Annotated in this window: 13 protein-coding genes and 1 riboswitch; of the genes, 3 read left to right on the plus strand and 10 right to left on the minus strand. The window is 40.6% G+C overall.

All coding sequences use genetic code 11. From position 1 onward, the window contains the following. Positions 1–105: 105 nt before the first annotated feature. Genes R2R35_RS11270 through R2R35_RS11280 form a run of 3 tightly spaced genes read right to left on the minus strand, consistent with a single transcriptional unit; the run spans position 106 to position 4,659 of the window. Positions 106–2,493 carry a transglutaminase-like domain-containing protein gene (locus R2R35_RS11270; protein WP_317734626.1) on the minus strand — a complete coding sequence of 796 codons (2,388 nt, stop codon included), beginning with the start codon at positions 2,491–2,493 and terminating at the stop codon, positions 106–108. Then, entirely contained in the window at positions 2,490–3,674 is a 1,185-nt protein-coding gene (locus R2R35_RS11275; protein ID WP_317734627.1) for a DUF58 domain-containing protein, read from the minus strand. The genes R2R35_RS11270 and R2R35_RS11275 overlap by 4 nt, the downstream gene beginning before the upstream one ends. Before the next feature lie 34 nt (positions 3,675–3,708). Continuing rightward, positions 3,709–4,659, minus strand: coding sequence for an AAA family ATPase (locus tag R2R35_RS11280; RefSeq protein ID WP_317734628.1), 951 nt, complete (start codon positions 4,657–4,659; stop codon positions 3,709–3,711). 470 nt (positions 4,660–5,129) lie between these two features. Further along, positions 5,130–5,229, plus strand: a riboswitch (glycine riboswitch). Positions 5,230–5,342: 113 nt separating this feature from the next. Between R2R35_RS11280 and R2R35_RS11285 the strand changes: the two genes are divergently transcribed. Then, entirely contained in the window at positions 5,343–6,734 is a 1,392-nt protein-coding gene (locus tag R2R35_RS11285; RefSeq protein ID WP_317734629.1) for an alanine/glycine:cation symporter family protein, read from the plus strand. Between the two features lie 321 nt (positions 6,735–7,055). Here R2R35_RS11285 and R2R35_RS11290 read toward each other — a convergent pair whose 3' ends face one another. Further along, entirely contained in the window at positions 7,056–8,750 is a 1,695-nt protein-coding gene (locus R2R35_RS11290) for a methyl-accepting chemotaxis protein (RefSeq protein ID WP_317734630.1), read from the minus strand. A 334-nt stretch (positions 8,751–9,084) separates the two neighbouring features. On the opposite strand from R2R35_RS11290, the gene R2R35_RS11295 reads away from it, so the two are divergent. Next, positions 9,085–10,209, plus strand: coding sequence for a diguanylate cyclase (locus tag R2R35_RS11295; RefSeq protein ID WP_317734631.1), 1,125 nt, complete (start codon positions 9,085–9,087; stop codon positions 10,207–10,209). Beyond that, positions 10,206–11,825: a tetratricopeptide repeat protein gene (locus R2R35_RS11300; RefSeq protein ID WP_317734632.1), complete on the plus strand. Its 1,620-nt coding sequence runs from the start codon at positions 10,206–10,208 to the stop codon at positions 11,823–11,825. Before R2R35_RS11295 ends, R2R35_RS11300 begins: the two co-directional genes overlap by 4 nt. A 14-nt stretch (positions 11,826–11,839) precedes the next feature. Here R2R35_RS11300 and R2R35_RS11305 read toward each other — a convergent pair whose 3' ends face one another. The 6 genes from R2R35_RS11305 to R2R35_RS11330 form a co-directional block, all read right to left on the minus strand. After that, positions 11,840–12,817 carry a carbohydrate kinase family protein gene (locus R2R35_RS11305; RefSeq protein WP_317734633.1) on the minus strand — a complete coding sequence of 326 codons (978 nt, stop codon included), beginning with the start codon at positions 12,815–12,817 and terminating at the stop codon, positions 11,840–11,842. Continuing rightward, the gene (locus tag R2R35_RS11310) at positions 12,817–13,800 is read right to left on the minus strand and encodes a LacI family DNA-binding transcriptional regulator (RefSeq protein ID WP_317734634.1); all 984 of its coding nucleotides are present in this window, start codon (positions 13,798–13,800) and stop codon (positions 12,817–12,819) included. Before R2R35_RS11310 ends, R2R35_RS11305 begins: the two co-directional genes overlap by 1 nt. Positions 13,801–13,833: 33 nt before the next feature. After that, positions 13,834–15,390: a glycoside hydrolase family 32 protein gene (locus R2R35_RS11315; protein WP_317734636.1), complete on the minus strand. Its 1,557-nt coding sequence runs from the start codon at positions 15,388–15,390 to the stop codon at positions 13,834–13,836. Beyond that, positions 15,383–16,837, minus strand: coding sequence for a sucrose phosphorylase (gene gtfA, locus R2R35_RS11320; RefSeq protein ID WP_317734637.1), 1,455 nt, complete (start codon positions 16,835–16,837; stop codon positions 15,383–15,385). Before gtfA ends, R2R35_RS11315 begins: the two co-directional genes overlap by 8 nt. 110 nt (positions 16,838–16,947) lie before the next feature. Beyond that, positions 16,948–17,811 (minus strand): carbohydrate ABC transporter permease, encoded by an 864-nt coding sequence (locus R2R35_RS11325; protein ID WP_317734638.1) that lies wholly within the window; start codon positions 17,809–17,811, stop codon positions 16,948–16,950. Further along, the gene (locus R2R35_RS11330; RefSeq protein WP_317734785.1) at positions 17,811–18,689 is read right to left on the minus strand and encodes a carbohydrate ABC transporter permease; all 879 of its coding nucleotides are present in this window, start codon (positions 18,687–18,689) and stop codon (positions 17,811–17,813) included. The genes R2R35_RS11325 and R2R35_RS11330 overlap by 1 nt, the downstream gene beginning before the upstream one ends. Positions 18,690–18,712: the final 23 nt, after the last annotated feature.

Raw genomic sequence — 18,712 nt, forward strand, 5'->3', positions numbered from 1 at the left:
AATTTGATAGGACTGTGATAAAACCCAGGTAATGGATAGCTTATATTGTTTTAGTGAGGAAATAGCTTCAATAAACAGGCCGCTTCCTATTACTTCTTGTTTTATTCACTGATAAAAATGAAGAAATAAAAATCTCTCCAGTAGCATTTTTCTTTTTCCCAGCCTTTGTTCCTGGTAATATCTGAAATCCTTTGAAAACTCCATAACGTCCTTAAGTTCTTGTGTTTTTACCTCATACTCACCATATCTGACACCCATAAATATGACGGCCACTTTCAGGAAATCTGTCTGGCTAAATTTTATTTTGCTGCCAATTCTTCCAGCAAAGGTAAGCAGTGTATCTTCATCGGTCATGCGGAAGCCCTCTTTTTCAAGGTAATGCAAAATTTCAGCCATAATGAAAAAGAGCTTTCCGTTATCTGAAGCATTCTCAAATTTTTTTCTGTATTTAACATTTAGTATGTTGTAATAAATAAAAGTAATTCCTATGAATAGGATCAAAATACTTGTCACTACCCCAATAAAAGGTAACACATAATTTTTCCGTTGGGGCTGATAAAGTTGAAAATTCTCTCCGCTATTAATCAACTCCTGATAGGCAGGCGGCATTGAAGGCTGTATAAAACCGGATTCTCCAAAATTACTGTAGCCGGAAGTTTTTGGTTCTTCCTTCCACTGGGTATACCTGGCTCCATAGAATGCCGGCGTCGGTTCAAAAGGAATCCAGCCGATTCCTTCTATGTAAGCCTCAACCCAGGAATGCGCACTGCTGCTGTCTACATTATAGGCACCGGAAGAATCTATGTTTTTATAATCCACCATAAAGCCTTCTATGTAACGTGTGGGTATGCCGACACATCTGCCCAGCACTCCGAAAGCAGAAGCAAAATAGGTGCAATAGCCCTTTTTTTGATGAAACAGAAAATAATCCACAAAATCTTCTCCGCCCGGTGTCTTTCCGATGCTGGTAGTATAGGAAAGCTGATTCAGATAAGCTTCTATCGCTTTTAATTTATCGTAATCATTCTCACAGCCTTTGGTTAACTGAGCCGCCAGTATTCTGACCCGTTCTGGCAGAGAATCCGGCAGGGCTGTATACCAAGTCTTTATTTCAGCAGATCGGCGGTCAAGGTCTTGTTTTAATCCCTCCATGTCAATATCTGTTGGCAACATATCATAATGAAATAGTTTCACTGCAGTTCTGTTTAATACCTCCGGTGATACCGACCTGCTATCCTCCGCTCTTTCCCGGAGCATTTTCTGCAGAAGCTTATTATTTAAATTCAGTTCATAATACTTTACATTATACTTAAACCCGATTCCTTTTGCTTTATCAGATAAAAAGGCTCCCTGGGGTGTTTCATTAAATTTAAGATCCCGGTAGAACTTAATATTGTAGGTTTTTAAAGGATAGAAAAGAGATCTTGTACTGATATCATAATATTCAATATCATAGCTTCTGCTTTTTATGAAATTAGTTAAATCGCCGCCTTCTTCCCTGGCAAAAGCAATCAGTAATTCATAAAAGTCATAAGAGTAATCTTCTTTCTCAAGTTCTCTGCTTCTCCTGCTTCTCTCCCAGCTCCGCCCCGTATAAGTATCACTTATAGAACCGATTAGATATCCTGCCGCTGTACTTTTATTCTGTGTTTTAACCTTCAGCGCCGTTTCATTCTTTACGTTAACTTCCCCCCCAAGTTCAGTCAGTTCTTCCGAGTACCCGGAAAAACTGACCGAAAATTCGTTGCCATTACGGTCAAAAAGGAATTCCAGCTGGGTGATTAATCGAGCCCCCTGTTCCTGTGCTTTTTCAATAAAGTACTTAAATCCGTTCCACTTAATGGGCTCATTGCCAGATGGCAGCCATATGGATAACAAGGCTATAATGATACAGGCTGGTGCAAGATAAACAGTAGCGATACTATTATTTACTGTATTACTGCTCTTATAATATAGTTTACCGCAATACACGGCGAGGGTTGACAGAGAATAAAAAATAATTACTCCTACTGTAATTTTAGGTATATTGACTTTATACACAGCTGAGATGATAAGTAGTACTACCAGTACGGCTGCGGCCATATTCTTTACCATTTTTAAATGATACAGGAAATACGTAACTACACCACACAGGAGAAGAATACCTGCCATCACTATCACACCGTAACGTCTCTCATACAATTTCTCATCTCCGTTATAGATAAGGCACCATTGATACAGCTTCCCGATTTCCTTGATAAAATTGACTTTTAATGCTAAGGTGATAATGATAAATGCAAAGAGGATTCCTGTTAGTACAAATAGGGTAAGAAGATTCTTTTTATACTGGTCAATAAAATATATCATACCCAGGAAGATTACCGTAAGACACATAAGAACTACAATATGAATCCTCAAGACAAATCGATTCTCAAAATATGCCCCCATAGCCAGGGTAAGCAGAAAACTTTCCGCAACCGCCAATTTTCGAATTATCTGCTTCCCCGTATTCATGCCTTTAATACCTCCCCGATTTCATCCTCCCTCGTCACCTGTTTAATAAGTACTCCGGAAAGTTTCAGGCTTTTCATCATTTCCATCTCATCCTCTCCGACTGTGTCCCGAATTAGCAGCAGCGACAGGTCATTGCCATTCTCCGACAACCCCAGAATCGTTATGTATAGTTCAACGGTAATCTCATGGGTAATAACTATATAAAATCCCGTGTTCTCCGTAAAGTTCAGACTTTCCTGTATGATACTCTCTACAGGGATGGTCGAATGAAAGTGCATTTGTGTGGTAAGCTGGTAAAAGAAATCAAAATCCATCTTTCCCCCAATGAAAATATTTTTAATGCCTCCCTGTTCATAATATACCTTTACTCTTGTATTATTATCTTTACAGTAGTTTGCAATAGCAAGCGTACCTTCAAGGATCTGGTCTTCTATAATAATGGCAGTGATGCTGTCTTCCCTGACCATTCTCAGATCCATAAAGATAGCAGTTTCTGCTTTGGGATTGCTGATAAACTTCCGGACGAATAACTGATTGTGCCTGGCACTTACTTTCCAATGGATCTGTTTTTTACTGTCACCTGCTATGTATTTTCTTGTCTCCAGATCCATGGCATCCAAAGAAACGTTTCGTAAAAAGGACGTGTTCTTAACATCCTTAAGCTCCGGTGCTATACTAAGCCTTGGTATATTTACAATCCTTGGAAGCACAGTAACTTTTAGTTTGGAGGAAATAGGATAGGTAATCTTACACAAGTAGAAATAATCAATAATATCCACCGTACTGGCACCCACAAAGTATTCACCCCGATATCTGCACCTAAGATGGGTTTCCATTTTCTCCAGCTGTCCGGGTAAAAGACAGTATTCACTGATATCATCTATATTGGCTATACTGGATTTGTCATGGAAGAAATTAACTTTAATACTTCGAAAGGTAATATAATCTTCATTGGCCAGGGTAAAGGAATAGGGAATAAAATCACCTTTTACCACGAGCCGCTGACCGATTTCCTGATAGATTCGGAAACGGATATATACATAAAAGGTATAAAGAATAGAAACTACCGGTATGGATAAGCTCATATAAAAAAGAGCATACGAAACATTTCCGCCGTAATGGCTGGCGAAAATGGCCGACGCTATGATTAAAATCAGCATTATAATACGATTAATAAACATATAACTCCTTCCTGCACTGGCTGCCTCATGGGATTTATGAGCATCCTACAGGAAGTATGGGTACACGGAATCTGGCTATTATCTTATCCAGCACCATCTCTGCCGTAAGCTTATTTAATCTGGATTCGGGGGAAAGTATCAGCCGGTGCCTTATTACAGGCTGAATTACTTTAAGGATATCATCCGGAATACAGTAATCCCTGCGATTATAATAAGCTGCTGCCTGGGATGCCCGGATCAGAGCTAGGATAGCCCTGGGACTGGCACCTAATGTGATATTGGTGTCTTTTCTTGTTTCGTCTATTATTTCGATTATGTAGGAAATCAAATCCTGGTGTATTTTTACGGTCTTCACTTCCTCCTGCATAGCGGAAATGGTTTTTCCATCAGTTACAGCTTCCAGTGACTTTATGGGGCTCTGTCTGATGTAATAATCTGCCATCCTCTTTTCATCCGCCATACTCGGATAACCAATGGACAATTTCATCAAAAAGCGATCCAGCTGTGCTTCCGGAAGATTATAGGTTCCCAGATAATCAATGGGATTCTGAGTAGCAATAACCATAAAAGGGGTTGGCAGCGGATAGGTCTTTCCATCCACACTGATCTGTCTTTCCTCCATGGCTTCCAATAAACTGGCCTGGGTCTTTGGGGATGTGCGGTTAACTTCATCGGCTAGTATAATATGATTCATGATAGCACCGGGTGTAAATTCAAACTGTCCTGTCTGCATATTATAAACTGACACACCGGTTATATCGCTGGGCATTGTATCCGGTGTGAACTGAATCCGGTTAAAGCCGCAGTCAATGGATTTTGAAATGGCATTGGCCAGAGTAGTTTTTCCGACGCCAGGTACATCCTCTATCAGAAGATGTCCTTCCGATAACAAGGTTATTACCGCTAAATCGATTGCTTCTCTTTTTCCTATTATAACTTTTTCGATATTCTTAACTAAGTCCCCAATTACTTCCTGGTTTTGCATATACCCTCCACCTTTCGCTGGCCGCAAAACCGGTAGTATCAAACACCTTATGGCTTCGCAGCTGCTACTTACTATTTGTTATAATCTGCCTCACCCTTCAGTCCAGTTGTTTCCAGAATATCCTAATGAATCTTTATGAAATTTATGAAAAATATGAAATAGTAAATTTCCGAGTAAAGCTAGTCAATGAAACAGCACTGATAAGCCTAATATTATCATATCACTTGTCCAAATAATGTCAATTATTTTCACACCTTAAGCTTTAACAGAAAGAATATGCTTTAAAAAGTTCCAGTTCCAAGATACATGAAACTGCAACGATAATTGCTTTCATTGACTTCACTTTAACAAAGTGATATAATAAAGTATAAAATTAATACTGACATGTGAAGTTTGTAGGAAAATGGCTTTCGCCTGCCGAAGGAGTAACACTCTCAGGCGCCCATGAATACCGGGTGAAGACTATGAACGGATGTAACTCTGGAGAATCTCAAATGCGAGTGCCGAAGGTGTAAGGTACGAATAAAGATTTCGTACTAATCTCTCAGGCAAAAGGACAGAGAACCTGTATACTGGGACTATCATGCCTTTTTCTCATATCCGGAGTCAAACCATACGTGTGGTTTGACTTTTTTGTTTGCATCCGGCACCTGCAGTTATGAAAATTAGGAGGAGTATTTATTATGGTATGGTTATCTGATTTCGTCAGCAGTATAAACAGGATACTGTGGGATGTATTTTTAATTGTTGTGCTATGTGGCGTTGGTGTTTATTTTACGATCCTGACAAGGGGAATTCAGTTTCGCAGATTTAAACAAAGCTTAAAATTAACCTTTGGCTCTATCACCTTGCGCGGTAAAAAGGCCAGCGATAAGGAAGGAATGACCTCCTTCCAGTCTCTGCTTACCTCCGTTTCTGCCCAGATTGGAACGGGTAACCTTGCAGGTGTGGCAACTGCCATGGTTTCCGGAGGCCCCGGTGCGGTATTCTGGATGTGGGTCAGCGCGATTTTAGGTATGGCAACCATTTATGCAGAAGCTACCCTTGCCCAACGTTACAAAACAACAGTAAACGGAGAACTTGTGGGAGGCCCTGTCTATTATATCCGCGCTGCCGTCAAAGGGCCTGTTGGTAAAGCCGCTGCCGCAGTCTTTTCAATACTTATTATTGTTGCACTTGGTTTTATGGGAAACATGGTGCAGGCCAATTCTGTCGGCGGCGCCATGGAGGCAGCTTTCGGAATTCCTTCCGAGATCATCGGGGTTGTACTGGCACTTATTTCACTGCTGGTTTTTCTGGGTGGTGTTAAACGTATTGTAGCTGTTGCAGAAAAAGTGGTTCCTTTTATGGCTGTCTTCTTTACTCTGTCTTCTATCATCGTTATGGTCGTAAATTTCCGTAACATAATTCCAGCTTTTTATGATATATTTGTCGGCGCTTTTAATCCACAGGCAGTTTTGGGTGGTGTTCTGGGTGTAAGCGTACAACAGTCTATCCGCTATGGTATTGCCCGAGGTCTATTTACACATGAAGCCGGTATGGGCTCAACACCTCACGCACATGCTCTGGCACGTGTAAAAAATCCCTGTGAGCAGGGACTTGTTGCTATGATAGGAGTATTTGTAGATACTATTATTCTATTGCCCCTAACCGTGCTGGCAATCTTAACATCCGGCGTATTAGGCACCAAAGATGCAGAGGGAACCTTCCTTACCGGGATTGAACTGACACAATCTGCCTTTGCGCAGGTATTTGGCCAATTTGGATACGTGATTATTGCAATCTGCGTATTTTTCTTTGCTTTCGCTACCATTATGGGCTGGTATTTTTTCGGTCTTTCCAATGTGAAATATCTCTTTGGCAAGAAAGCTGTCACTATCTATTCCCTCCTGGTTTCCATATTTGTAGGAATAGGCTGTACCCTTAAGGTTGACCTGGTATGGAATCTGGCGGACCTTTTCAACGGACTGATGGTTATTCCTAATATCCTGGCACTGATCCTCCTGGGAAAAGTAGTTGCCAGCTTAACAAAGGACTGGGAAACTGGTATTTCCGGTCTATCCGAAAAGGAGTAACCTTTCAAGAAAGTTTTAGGGCCTATGATACATAAAGAAAAGGCTGTAGGTTAGTAAAGCCAATCAGCTGACTCCAGACAATAGAAGCAACGAAAGGCCGTAGATTTTAAGGAAGCAAAACAGCCGGTCAGCTCCGATAGAAACTAAAAGCCGGAAGCACCTCCATGTCTTTCCTCTAATAAAAGCTCTAAAGACATGGGATACTTCCGGCACCATATGATAAAATTTTATAACCTTATATACTAACAATGTACACAAATACAGTTTAACTTATTTCATCAATAATTATCTGATCTGTCCCGGAAGCTCTCTATCACATCCTTACAGTTTAAAGAAATCCACCAGGCTATCCAGCTGCTCCGCACTCTCCTTGTTTTCCTGAACCTGCTTTAATACATCGTTTACCCTAAAGGCAACACTATTAATTTTTTCCGCTATATCCGTTGTTCCTTCCGCACCTTCGCCAGCTGCTGTGGTTATTTCATCAATTGCTGTCCGGATCTGCTGCATGGCCACGTGAAGCTTCTCTGCAATCTCGTTTATTTCAGTAACAATGCCTCTTACACTATCAGAATCATTCACATATTGGCTGCTTGTATTTACTAACATTTCATAGTCTTTCAGCACCTGGTTATCCACAAAGGACAAAAGCTTTTCAGAATCCTGAACTACACTTTTTACTGCATCGGATACATTATAGGAAATATCGTTTATTCTTGACACCGCCTGTTTGGAATTATCCGCCAGTATACGAATCTGATCAGCCACAACGGTAAAACCTCTTCCTGCCTCTCCTGCCCTTGCTGCTTCAATTGATGCATTTAATGCCAGCAAATTCGTTTGGGCTGTTATCTGTATGATTGTCTGTGTAAGTTCTTTAATTTCTTCTATTGCCTCCGTCTTTTCAATGGACGTTCTCAATTGTTGGTTTGTTAAATGATAGATATCCGAAGTATTCTTATAAGAAACTCCCGTTTCTTCCTTTAATTTTTCTGCTCTTGCTTTGATTTCTTGTGCAAGTCTTTCACCGTTTGCCGTTTTTTCTTTCATATAAGTAACTTCTGTTTCAATCTCATAGGTAGAGGCATTCATTTCCTCCGTGGCTGCTGAGGTTTGCTGCATACCGGCTGACAATTCCTCTGTGGTAGCAGAGATTTCTTCAATGTTAATATTCACCGTTTCCATCGCTTCAACAGAATGATTCACCTTGAGCTTCACCTGCTCGGATTCCTTCTGGATACCGGTTATGATTTCTTTCATTTTCACTTGCAGGTTCCTGGAGGAATTTGCGATTTCTCCTACTTCATCTTTTCTTCTCAACAATTTATCCTGAAACTCAAAATTAAAATTACCGCTTTCCATTAACCTGAGCTTGTCCTTAACTTTTGTAATCCCTCTTGCAATGGTAGCTCCCAGTAAAAAGGAGATGACAATTCCAATCACCAGCATACCAGCCGATAACATCCCTATCAGTAGCATTGCTTCTAAAATACGCTCATTGACAACATCCGTGTAAACACCTACGAACCAGATGCCTATTACTGCTCCACTATTGTCTTTTAAGGGTATGTAATAGGTTTCGGCAGATTTTCCCTGTATATCTGCAGACCCGGTGTAAACCTCGCCTTTCTCCAGAACTTGTGCAATTACCTCATCGGAAGCTTTTGTATTGATCTGTCTCTCTCCGCTTTTCACTTTTACATTTGTGGATATTCTTGTATCCTTTGCAAATAAGGTTGCAAGAATATTAGTGCCGGCTGTAAACTTATCAATAACCTCATAATTTTCATTTAATAACGTGTCCCCTTTATACAAGGCACCCTCTCGAACGGACCAGTCTCCCGGATATTCTGCATTGATAAGCTGCAGTCCCATATTGGAGTAATTTTTGATTTCAGACTTATTCTCTGCGTTCACCAGGTATTTTATTTCAAAATAGGTAACGGATATGATCGATATGGTCAGTATCATGATAATAAATATTGAAACACCTGTTATTTTCCATTTAATTTTCATAAAATCAATTCCTTTCCAAACTGTTATCGGTTGTTGATTTCTATACCAATATGATATAATAGCGACAGATAAAACGTTATGGGTCAAAAGTATACTTTTGTTACCATATACTGTAACCCGCTTTCCAAAAACGGTTATAATAAACCATTGAAAAGAATATAATTCGCACCTTTGATTTATGGCAGTGTCATAGCTGCAATCAAATAACGCCTGCAATGGAAAATAGAAAACGAAAAGCATAGCATTATAAGTCCTGGCGTTGTATATGTGCCATGACTCTGCAGGGATACTATCTGGAATTGTACGTGTGCTAAAGTGCACGGATGGGAGTAATATGGAAAATCTTGATTCGATTGAAAAAATGATCCTGGATTTTAATTTCATAGAAAATTTGTATGAGAGTATTCGTTTGGTTAATCCAATTGAAAAAAAAGTATACAAAATAATGAAAGGTTCCGGTAATCTTTTAAAGATTAATGATAACTGCTATGATTTCTGGCAAAACAATAAAGTCTGTGAAAACTGCATCTCAATGAGAGCCTACAATCAGAATAAAATATATACAAAGATTGAATACAATGAAACAAATATTTATATTATGACGGCAGTACCTCTGCGAAATCATAATGTAGTACTGGAATTAATGCAGAATGTCTCCTCTGATTACCTTGAGAATGATCAAAAATTCGATGACATTATTAAATTAATTCGTAAACAAAATCTATCCATTGTTAAGAATGCTCTCACAAGCTTATACAATGATCAGTTTGTTTTTGAAAGGCTTCCTCATGACATCGCCATTTCCTATAGGGAGAATATCAATGTCTCACTTTTTATCATAAAAATAAAGGATATGGATTATATCAATAACACCCATGGATATTTAGTCGGTAATCAGGTTATCAAAGAGGTGTCTAAGGCTCTAAAAGGGCTTCCCCGACGAGAAAAGGACTGGATTTCCACTTATCGTGGGGTCCGTTTTATCCTTCTTATGTATGGAATTAATGAGAACCAGGTAGGTCGAATATGCAATTATATCTATGAACGGATTAACGGACTTAATTTCTCCTCCAATGATGTCCCTGTTAAGATTGAAGTAGGCATTGGTTATCATATATTAAAGGACAAGCTGATTACACCGGAGCAGTTTATCGAAAATGCAAAAGAGATGATTAAAGTAGAAAACAAGCTTGAAAGAAACGATACCAGACCACAAAAATTAACCCAGAGATATTCATTAACCTATCGCGAAAAGGAAATAGCATTACTTCTTCTAAAAGGGATGTCAAATACCGAAATAGCAGATACCCTTTATATTGGATTATCTACAGTTAAGAAGCATGTCTCTTCACTTTTTAGTAAAACAGAAGTAAAATCACGTACAGAATTAGTTGCAAAATTAAACAACGAAAGGACAAACGATATAAAAATAGAATCTTATACAGGAGAATTGCCTTGAACAAACTCAACAAGAACTACCATATAAAAAGACGAAATACCCAAAGTACAGCAAATACAGGTAAGATATTGGAAGCAGAAAAACCCCTGTCCCAATCCATGGTATGGAAACTGCAAAAAGACTTCTATGCCAACCAGGGACCAGAGGCCTGGAGTAAAGGAATCGTACCCCAATATATAACCACCAATCCCTATATATCCCATTTATATGCAAAAACGGTATTCGGGTACTGCAGGGATATTGCTTCCAGTGAAGATTTTGAAAAAAATACAACAATTTATATTATGGAGCTGGCAGCAGGAGTCGGGCGTTTTACTTACTCTTTTCTGAAGTATTTTCTTCACATGCTTGAAAATTCCTCTCTAAAAGGACTGTCATTTAAATACCTTATTACGGATCTGGCGGAAAGAAACGTTGAATACTGGCTGAAGCACCGTTATTTGAAACCCTTTTTCGAAGAGGGGATACTGGATGCAGCAACCTTTAATATGACAGAAGATGAAGAACTGCATTTAAGGTACAGCGGTAAAATTCTTAGACCCGGTCAGGTTAAAAATCCCCTTATCTTATTTGCCAATTATACTTTTGACAGTCTCCCTCAGGATACGTTTTATGTCTCTAACGGTGAATTATACGAAGGTCTGGTTACAATCACTGAAAAAGAAGCAACGGTTGATGCAAAAGACAACTCCATTCTTTCAGGCTTTCATTATTCCTATACGGATAGACTGGTCTCTGGCAGCGAATATTACGACGAAACCAATATAAATGAAATACTTCTGTACTATAAAGACCGCCTGCAGGATAGTGCCTTTTCCCTTCCTATTATTGCTTTTCAATGTATCAGCCGGTTAAGGAGACTGTTTCAGGACGATCTTATACTAATCTCCACCGATAAAGGATATCGGAATCTATTATCCATGGAGAAAAACTATCATCCTTTTTTATCAAAACATGGTTCCATCTCCCTGACGGTTAATTTTCATGCGATGGAATTATATTTTGACAGCCTTGGCGGAAGTGCTATTCACAGTATTTATGAACATGAAAGTGTAACCATGTCCTTATTTCTGCTGAGTAAACACCCCCACAATTTTCTTGAAACCACCCTGGTCTTTCAGGAGATTATAGAAAGTACCGGCCCGGATGACTTTTATGTATTGAAAAAGGCTCTGGTACCAAAGAATAAATCCCTTACCTCAAAAGAATTACTGACCTTTTTAAGATTTACCCACTGGGATGCAAGAACCTTCCTGGAATTCTATCACACCTTTCTGGAGCGAATTGAGAAAGAAGAAGATTTCCCCAGGGAAGAACTGATTACTGCCATATATCAAGTTTGGGAATATTATTTTCCCATTGGCGATGACGGAAATCTATTTTATTGCCTGGGTTCCTTATTAAGTTATTTTGGTTGTGATACGGATGCAATTGAGCTCTTTGAATCCTCCATCGAATTCTATGGTGAAGAGGACGCCCTTTACTATGAAATCGCCCTCTGTTATTACAATCTGCAGGAGTTTTCAAAAGCTCTGATGTATGCTGAAAAATCACTGCTTTTAAACCCCACCTTTGAAGAAAGCAAAGAATTGATAAGCATAATAGGTCCAATCTGATAATGGGTAACCTACTAGCTGCCATACCTTCTTGCTTTTAAGAAATTCTCCAATTCAGATATCGTCGGCATTACCCGTAAGGCGCCTTTCCTGCCCGTGATGATGGATGCTGCCCCATTAGCGGTTGTCAGCATCTCCTTAAGCCATTCTTTGTTAAGTTGCTGCATTCCGTTTTCCAATATATAATGAAGGCAGCAGCCTAAAAAGGTGTCACCTGCTCCGGTGGTATCCTGGGGATTTTCTTGAAAAAAGGCTGGTGCCTCAGCAGATTCGGCTCCGCAATAGGCACGGCTTCCTTTTCCTCCCATAGATAACAGTATCAGCGGAATCGGATAAGCTTTTTGTAGCTTTTTTATCCCTGCTGTCAAGTCTGCCTCTCCGGTAAACCATATAATTTCATTGTCGGATATTTTTAAGATATCACAGTGCTCTAAGCCAAAGGATACCTGTTCTCTGGCTGTCTTTAAAGAGTCCCATAAAGGTTCCCTGAGATTGGGATCAAAGGAAATCAACGCCCCTTGTGCTTTTGCCGCTTTAACCGCCCGTATTGTTGCTCTTCTTACCGATTCATGGGTCATGGAGAGTGTTCCAAAATGAAAGATTCTGGTGTCGGCAAGTAGGGTTTCATCTATCTCTTTCTCCGTAAGCATCATATCTGCCCCTGGATTTCGATAGAATGAGAACTCCCTTTCTCCGTCCTTCAGGTTTTTTACAAAAGCCAAAGTAGTACGGGTAGTATTATCCGCTAACAGCCAGTTCGTATTAATTTCTAATTCTGAAAGCGTTTTTCTTAAATACCCGCCAAACATATCCTCACCTACTTTGCCAATAAAGGCTGTACGATGTCCAAAGCGGCTGAGCATAGCAAGAACGTTGCAGGGTGCTCCTCCCGGATTGGCTTCAAAGAGGGTGTTCCCCTGAGGACTTATGCCGTTCTCCGTAAAATCTATCAAAAGCTCTCCCAAAGCAGTAACATCATAGTTTTTAGACATCAGGTCGTCTCCCTTTTTATCAAAGAAACCGGCAGCATTGTTCTGTTTGGTACCAGCTTTCCTTCGCCTGCAGCAATTACCAGCTCAATTGCCATCTGTGCCATCTCCCTGACAGGCTGATGTATCGTGGTTATTCGGGGGGTGGTCAGAGAAGCAAGGTAAACATCATCAAAACCTACGATCTTCAGTTGATCTGGTATGGAGATTTTCATTTTTGCACAGACTTGTATGACCTGGGCAGCAATCAGGTCACTACTGGCAAAAATCCCGTCGGTATCAGGGTTCTCCTTAAGGATATTTTCAATAAAATCATGGTATTCCAGATTATTATACTGTAATTCACTGGTCGTTACCTCTTTAAAATCAATACCTGAGGAGCTGCACACCTCCCGAAAGCCTTCGCCTCTGGCGTCTGCAGGCATAGACCTCTCACTGACACCACTGAAATGAATCAGATGTTCACACCCGGATTCCATCAGATGTTTGGCTGCTAGCCGTCCTCCCTGCAGATTATCACATTCAATGGAGGCTGTTCCATTCTCCAGATAACGCTCAATGGTTACCAGCGGAATATTCAGCCTGCTGAATTCTCCTACCGCTACCGTACCACTGCATAGGATAACGCCTGACACACGGTTGCTGGTGCACATCTCCAGATATTCTCTTTCTTTCTCATCCTTTTCCTTGGAATTAAACAATAGAATCTTATATTTATGCAAATATGCCTGGTTCTCCAGATTACTTATTAATTCAGCAAAATAGGGGTGTCTGATATGAGGTACTATAACACCTATGGTATTCGTCGATTTCTTGGACAGGGAACGTGCTACTTCATTGGGCTGATAGTTTAGCCTTTTCATGGCATCGTATACATTCTGCCTGGTTTCCTCGCTAATATAACCTCTGTTATTCAGAACCCTTGAGATAGTACTTACGGTCAGTCCGGTTTCCTTTGCTACATCCTTTAATGTTGCCACTTCCATATCCTCCATTCATTATCTTAAAGCAACCTGTCGTTACCCTTCAAGCTGATATACCCGGTACTCTTTAAATTGCTCCGGTTTTGCGGAAATGGATGTCACAGGTTCCGTTAATTCAAATATACCTAAAATTATATCATGATTTGCCGTTACTTCAAAGATAACATCATCCAATAAAAATGTAAAATCCTTAAGACCTGCTCCTATAGCATATTCAACCCCCATCACCATAAGAAGCCCGGAATCCTTGTCATAGCTTATACGGTCCTTTCCGATCATCCATTCCGTCACAGCCTCCCCATTGCAGCCAAGAAGCATCTCCACCAGCACAGCCTGTGCCGCTTCCCATTGGTAATGATATTCCTCAGGAAGCCCTTTCTTTATCAAGTCACCGTCAACTTCTTTTACGCAAGCGGATAATTCCCTTACCAGTGGTTGGGCCAATACCGGCTGACCCTGATTCCAGAAAAGCTTCAGCTCTCTTGGAACACCCATGGCACCGGTATATAATTCCTTCCTTGCCGTTGTCCGAAGCCAGGAGACCGAGACTACCCTGTCTGAAATCCCGGAAAAGGTCTGCGCCGCATAAGGCAGGGTGTTTATATATGCATGATGACGGATACCCTCCGAAGTAAAATGATAACCATCAAAGGTTCCCAGATAATAATAACCGTCTGCGCACCAAAACACCCACAATTTATGGCCTTCTTCGTCCTTAACCTGAAATAAATCCGGGCATTCCCAAGCTCCCTCAAAGTTAAGTCTGTCCGTGAGTTCCCAGTTCAACAGCTCTTTGGAACGTAGCAGGGCAAATTCATTTCCTTCCAGCCAAAGACTCATAATATATGCCCCGCTCTCCTCATGCCAAAAAACTTTCGGATCCCGGTTTTCCTTTGCTATTGTATTGAGCTTTCCGGCCTCCGTCTTTGTAAGGGTATAACCGCCATCCAGGCTGTAGGCCAGCTTTTGGGTAAAAGGCTTCTCCTTGCTCCATTTCGTAACACCACCGGCGGCAGTATAAAAATAAAGAATGGCATCTTCAGGCAATCCCAGCATTCCTCGCCCATTGCTAATCGCACTGCCAGAAAACATCATCCCCTCGCTGTCCGGCATCAGTACCAGATCCTGATGCTCCCAAAAAAGCAGATCTCTGCTGATGGCATGTCCCCAGCACATATTATTCCATTCTGTATTGCAAGGGTTATACTGGTAATACAGATGGTAAATCCCGTTATGAAATATCAAGCCGTTCGGATCATTTATCCATCCCCGCTCTGCAGTAAAATGGATGGAAGGACGTCTTAAGGATGCCGCTGAAAGAAAGGTGTCATTGAAGATCCCTTCTGCGAAGCTCTCCTTAAAATCTCCCTTTAACAATAAGGTTTTACCGGTAAACTGCTTTACCGGTAAACGTACGGAATAATCAATGGCAGATTCTTCTTTTTCCTCCATTTCCTGAGGTATCATAAACTCCATTATCTTTATTTCCCGGCTATCCTCTTCCACAGAAAATATCTCCAGGCATTTTTCTTCTCTTTGCCTTTGTACCGGCAGATAGAGATACTCCTTTGAGCAATGAATGATTTTATTCATAATCCATACCAAGTTCTTTCATAATTCCATTATGAGAATACATAATGGTAAAGCATCTTGCCTCAAAATCTGCAATCAGCTCAGCCGTGTGCTCATGATATCTTCGAATAATATGAAGTTCCTTGTTTCCGCAGTCCACAAGTTCTATATCCCCTTCAAAAGAAAGATGGCTGTTACGGAATTCCAGCAGTCTTATCAGCTTTTTGACCACCGGTCTTTCCACTTCCTGCGCAACCTCCTCCAATGTGTAATAATGCCGGTTTATATTTCTTCCTTCTTTGGTCTCCTCCAATAATTTCAGATCATTTTTTCCGGCTAATAGTCCGACATAATAAATCTGGGGAATTCCCGGCGCAAAAATCTGTACGGCTCTAGCCAGTAAATAAGCATCATCGTCATTACCCAGGGCAGAATAATAAGTGCAGTTAATCTGATAAATATCTAAATTGTTGTAAGCCGCTGTATTATAGATTTTCTTCACATTGGCACCCCAGCGGAAGATATCTTCTTTGGTATTCTCAATTTCTTCTTCCGGAAGCAGATCTTTCACATCTACCACACCAATTCCGTCATGGGTATCCAGCGTGGTAAACTGTTTCCTGGGGCAGGTAGCAAGCCAATGCTTCAGGTACTCGGATTTTCCATAATAAAGGGCATTAATCATCAGAAACGGCAGGGCAAAGTCATATACATAATAACCCTCTTTTGCGATTTTTAATTGCATGCTATAGTGCTCATGGATTTCCGGCAGAATCTCAGCCTGGTAGGGACGTATTATCTCCTCACATTCCTTCAGGAACTCCCAGACCTCCGGTTCCACGAAAAAGCAGGATGTATCTGCTTTTTTGGTAGCATAAGCAAAGGCATCCAGACGAACAACAGCCGCACCGTGGCTGCACAGGGTTGTCAGGTTATCGCGTATAAATTTCTTGGAGATTTCTGACTTACAATTAATGTCAATCTGTTCCGAATCAAAGGTACACCATACCTTTTCAGTGGTTCCGTCAGCAAATACTGCATCCACATAAGGAGCTCTGGGTTTTCTCTTATATATCTTATCAATCTGTTCAGGGGTGGGTTCTCCCTGCTCCCAGAAATCCTTGTACCGGAGGAACATCTCCCAGTAAGGGGAAGCTTCCTTTTTTTTCAAAAAATCTTTGTAATACTCACTTTGGGCAGAAATATGGTTGATCATATAATCAAACATCAGATAATATCTTTCTGAAAGCTTCTCGATGTCTGTCCAGTCTCCAAAGGCTGAATCCACCTTGTGGTAATCCATGGGTGCGAAGCCCCTGTCGCCGGAAGAAGGGAAAAAGGGCAGGATATGTATTCCTCCAACCGCTTTGGAAAAATATAGCTCCAAAACCTCCTTAAGCTCCTTTAGATCCTTCCCCAGAGAATCTGAGTAAGTAATAAGCATACATTTATTTTCAATCTTTTTCATTTTAACCTCTATTCTTGCGCACGCTCTTTGCGCATACCAAGTTTGTAGTGCGCAAGCACAAACTTGCGGTTGAAAAATTTATTTTCAACTTATCCTCTCTTTCGCCCTATTTACAATTTAACCGCTCCGGCAATTACTCCACTTATAATCTGTTTTTGCAGGAACAGATGAAGGATAAGGACGGGTGCTACGGTTAATACCAGTGCTGCCATTATAACTCCGAAATTTGCCGAGTATGTACCGTAAAAGGCATAAGTCGACAAAGGCAGAGTAAACAGCTGCTTTCTTCCCAGGACCAGTGACGGCAGCAAATAATCATTCCAAAAAGCCAGTACATTAAGTATTACCAGAGTTGAAGTCGTAGGCTTTAGCAGTGGAAATACTACCCGGAAGAAGGTCTGCTGCTTGCTACAGCCATCCAGATAAGCCGCCTCCTCCAGGGAGATGGGAATACTGCTCTTGATAAAACCCTGATAGATAAATACCGACATGCTCATAGCAAAACCGGTATGCATAAATATCAGTGTCAGCCTGTTGTTCAGAACATTCAGATAAGAACCGTAAATAGATACCAGCGGAATCATTATGGCCTGAAAAGGAATTATCATAGAGGCAGCCATTAAGGAAAAAAATATCCTGGAAAACAGATTTTTCGCCCGGGTAAAATAATATCCTACCATGGAGGAAAGCAATATAACCAAAAGAGTACTAAAACCCGTTATAAAAAGGGAGTTGCCAAAGACCTTCATAAAGTTCATTTTTACAAAAGCTTCCGAGTAGTTATCCATGGTATAACCCATTTTAGTGACAAAAGAAAAGGGACCGGTTATAATATCTCTTTTCCTTTTAAAGGAATTCAGAAAAATCAGTGCAAAAGGTATCATATACAGAAGAAAAAATATCATTACAGTCAAAAACCCCGTTATCTTTAACACCTTACGTCTGGTTCCTCCAATATTAGAAACTGTGTCCATTATGCTTCAACCTCCTTCTTTTTCCCGATATAAATCTGGATACCACTGATAATGGCAACTACAAAAAATAGAATCAGGGCTTCTGCCTGCCCTACGCCATAATTTCTGGAAGTGAAAGCCTTTTCGTATACATGCATTGCCACCAGTCTGGTTGAGCCATAAGGTTCTCCTCCAGTCAGGGTAAGATTGACATCGTATACCATAAAAGCTCTGGACAGAGTAAGGAACACGCAGATTACAAAGGAAGGTACCATCAGGGGCAGGATAATGCTCTTTAATTTCTGTACCCCTGTAGCTCCATCTATACTGGCTGCCTCCAAAACATCGGAGGACAAACCTGTGAAACCGGCAATATAAATCAACATCATATAGCCGGATAATTGCCAAACAGTTACAATAACCATAGCCCAGAAGGCTTTGTCGGGATCAGATAAAAAAGAAGCGGAGAAAAGCTCTGCACCTGTCTTTTGTCCAAAACTGACTAAAACCCTGGAAAAAATAAACTGCCAGATAAAACCCAGTACCACACCTCCGATAAGATTCGGAGTAAAAAAACCCGTACGGAAGAAATTCTGACCCTTCATGCCGTTTGTCAGTGCATAAGCCAGAAGAAAAGCTATCACATTTACTAAAATCAATGAAGCCAGCACATATTTTAGCGTAAGTGCCATAGAAGACCAGAAGTTCACATCACGAAATACTTCAAAATAATTAGACAAACCTATCATATTCTTATGTTTGCTGACTCCGTCCCAATCTGTCAGCGTAAGATAAAATCCATAGATAAATGGAACAATTACCACTGCGGTAAACACCAGACATCCCGGCAAAGCAAAAATACATAGATTTTTTAATTTTTCTAATGGTTTTCTTCCCATGGTTCCCATTATTACAGTCCTTT

Source organism: Anaerocolumna sp. AGMB13020 (assembly GCF_033100115.1).
GTDB lineage: Bacteria > Bacillota > Clostridia > Lachnospirales > Lachnospiraceae > Anaerocolumna.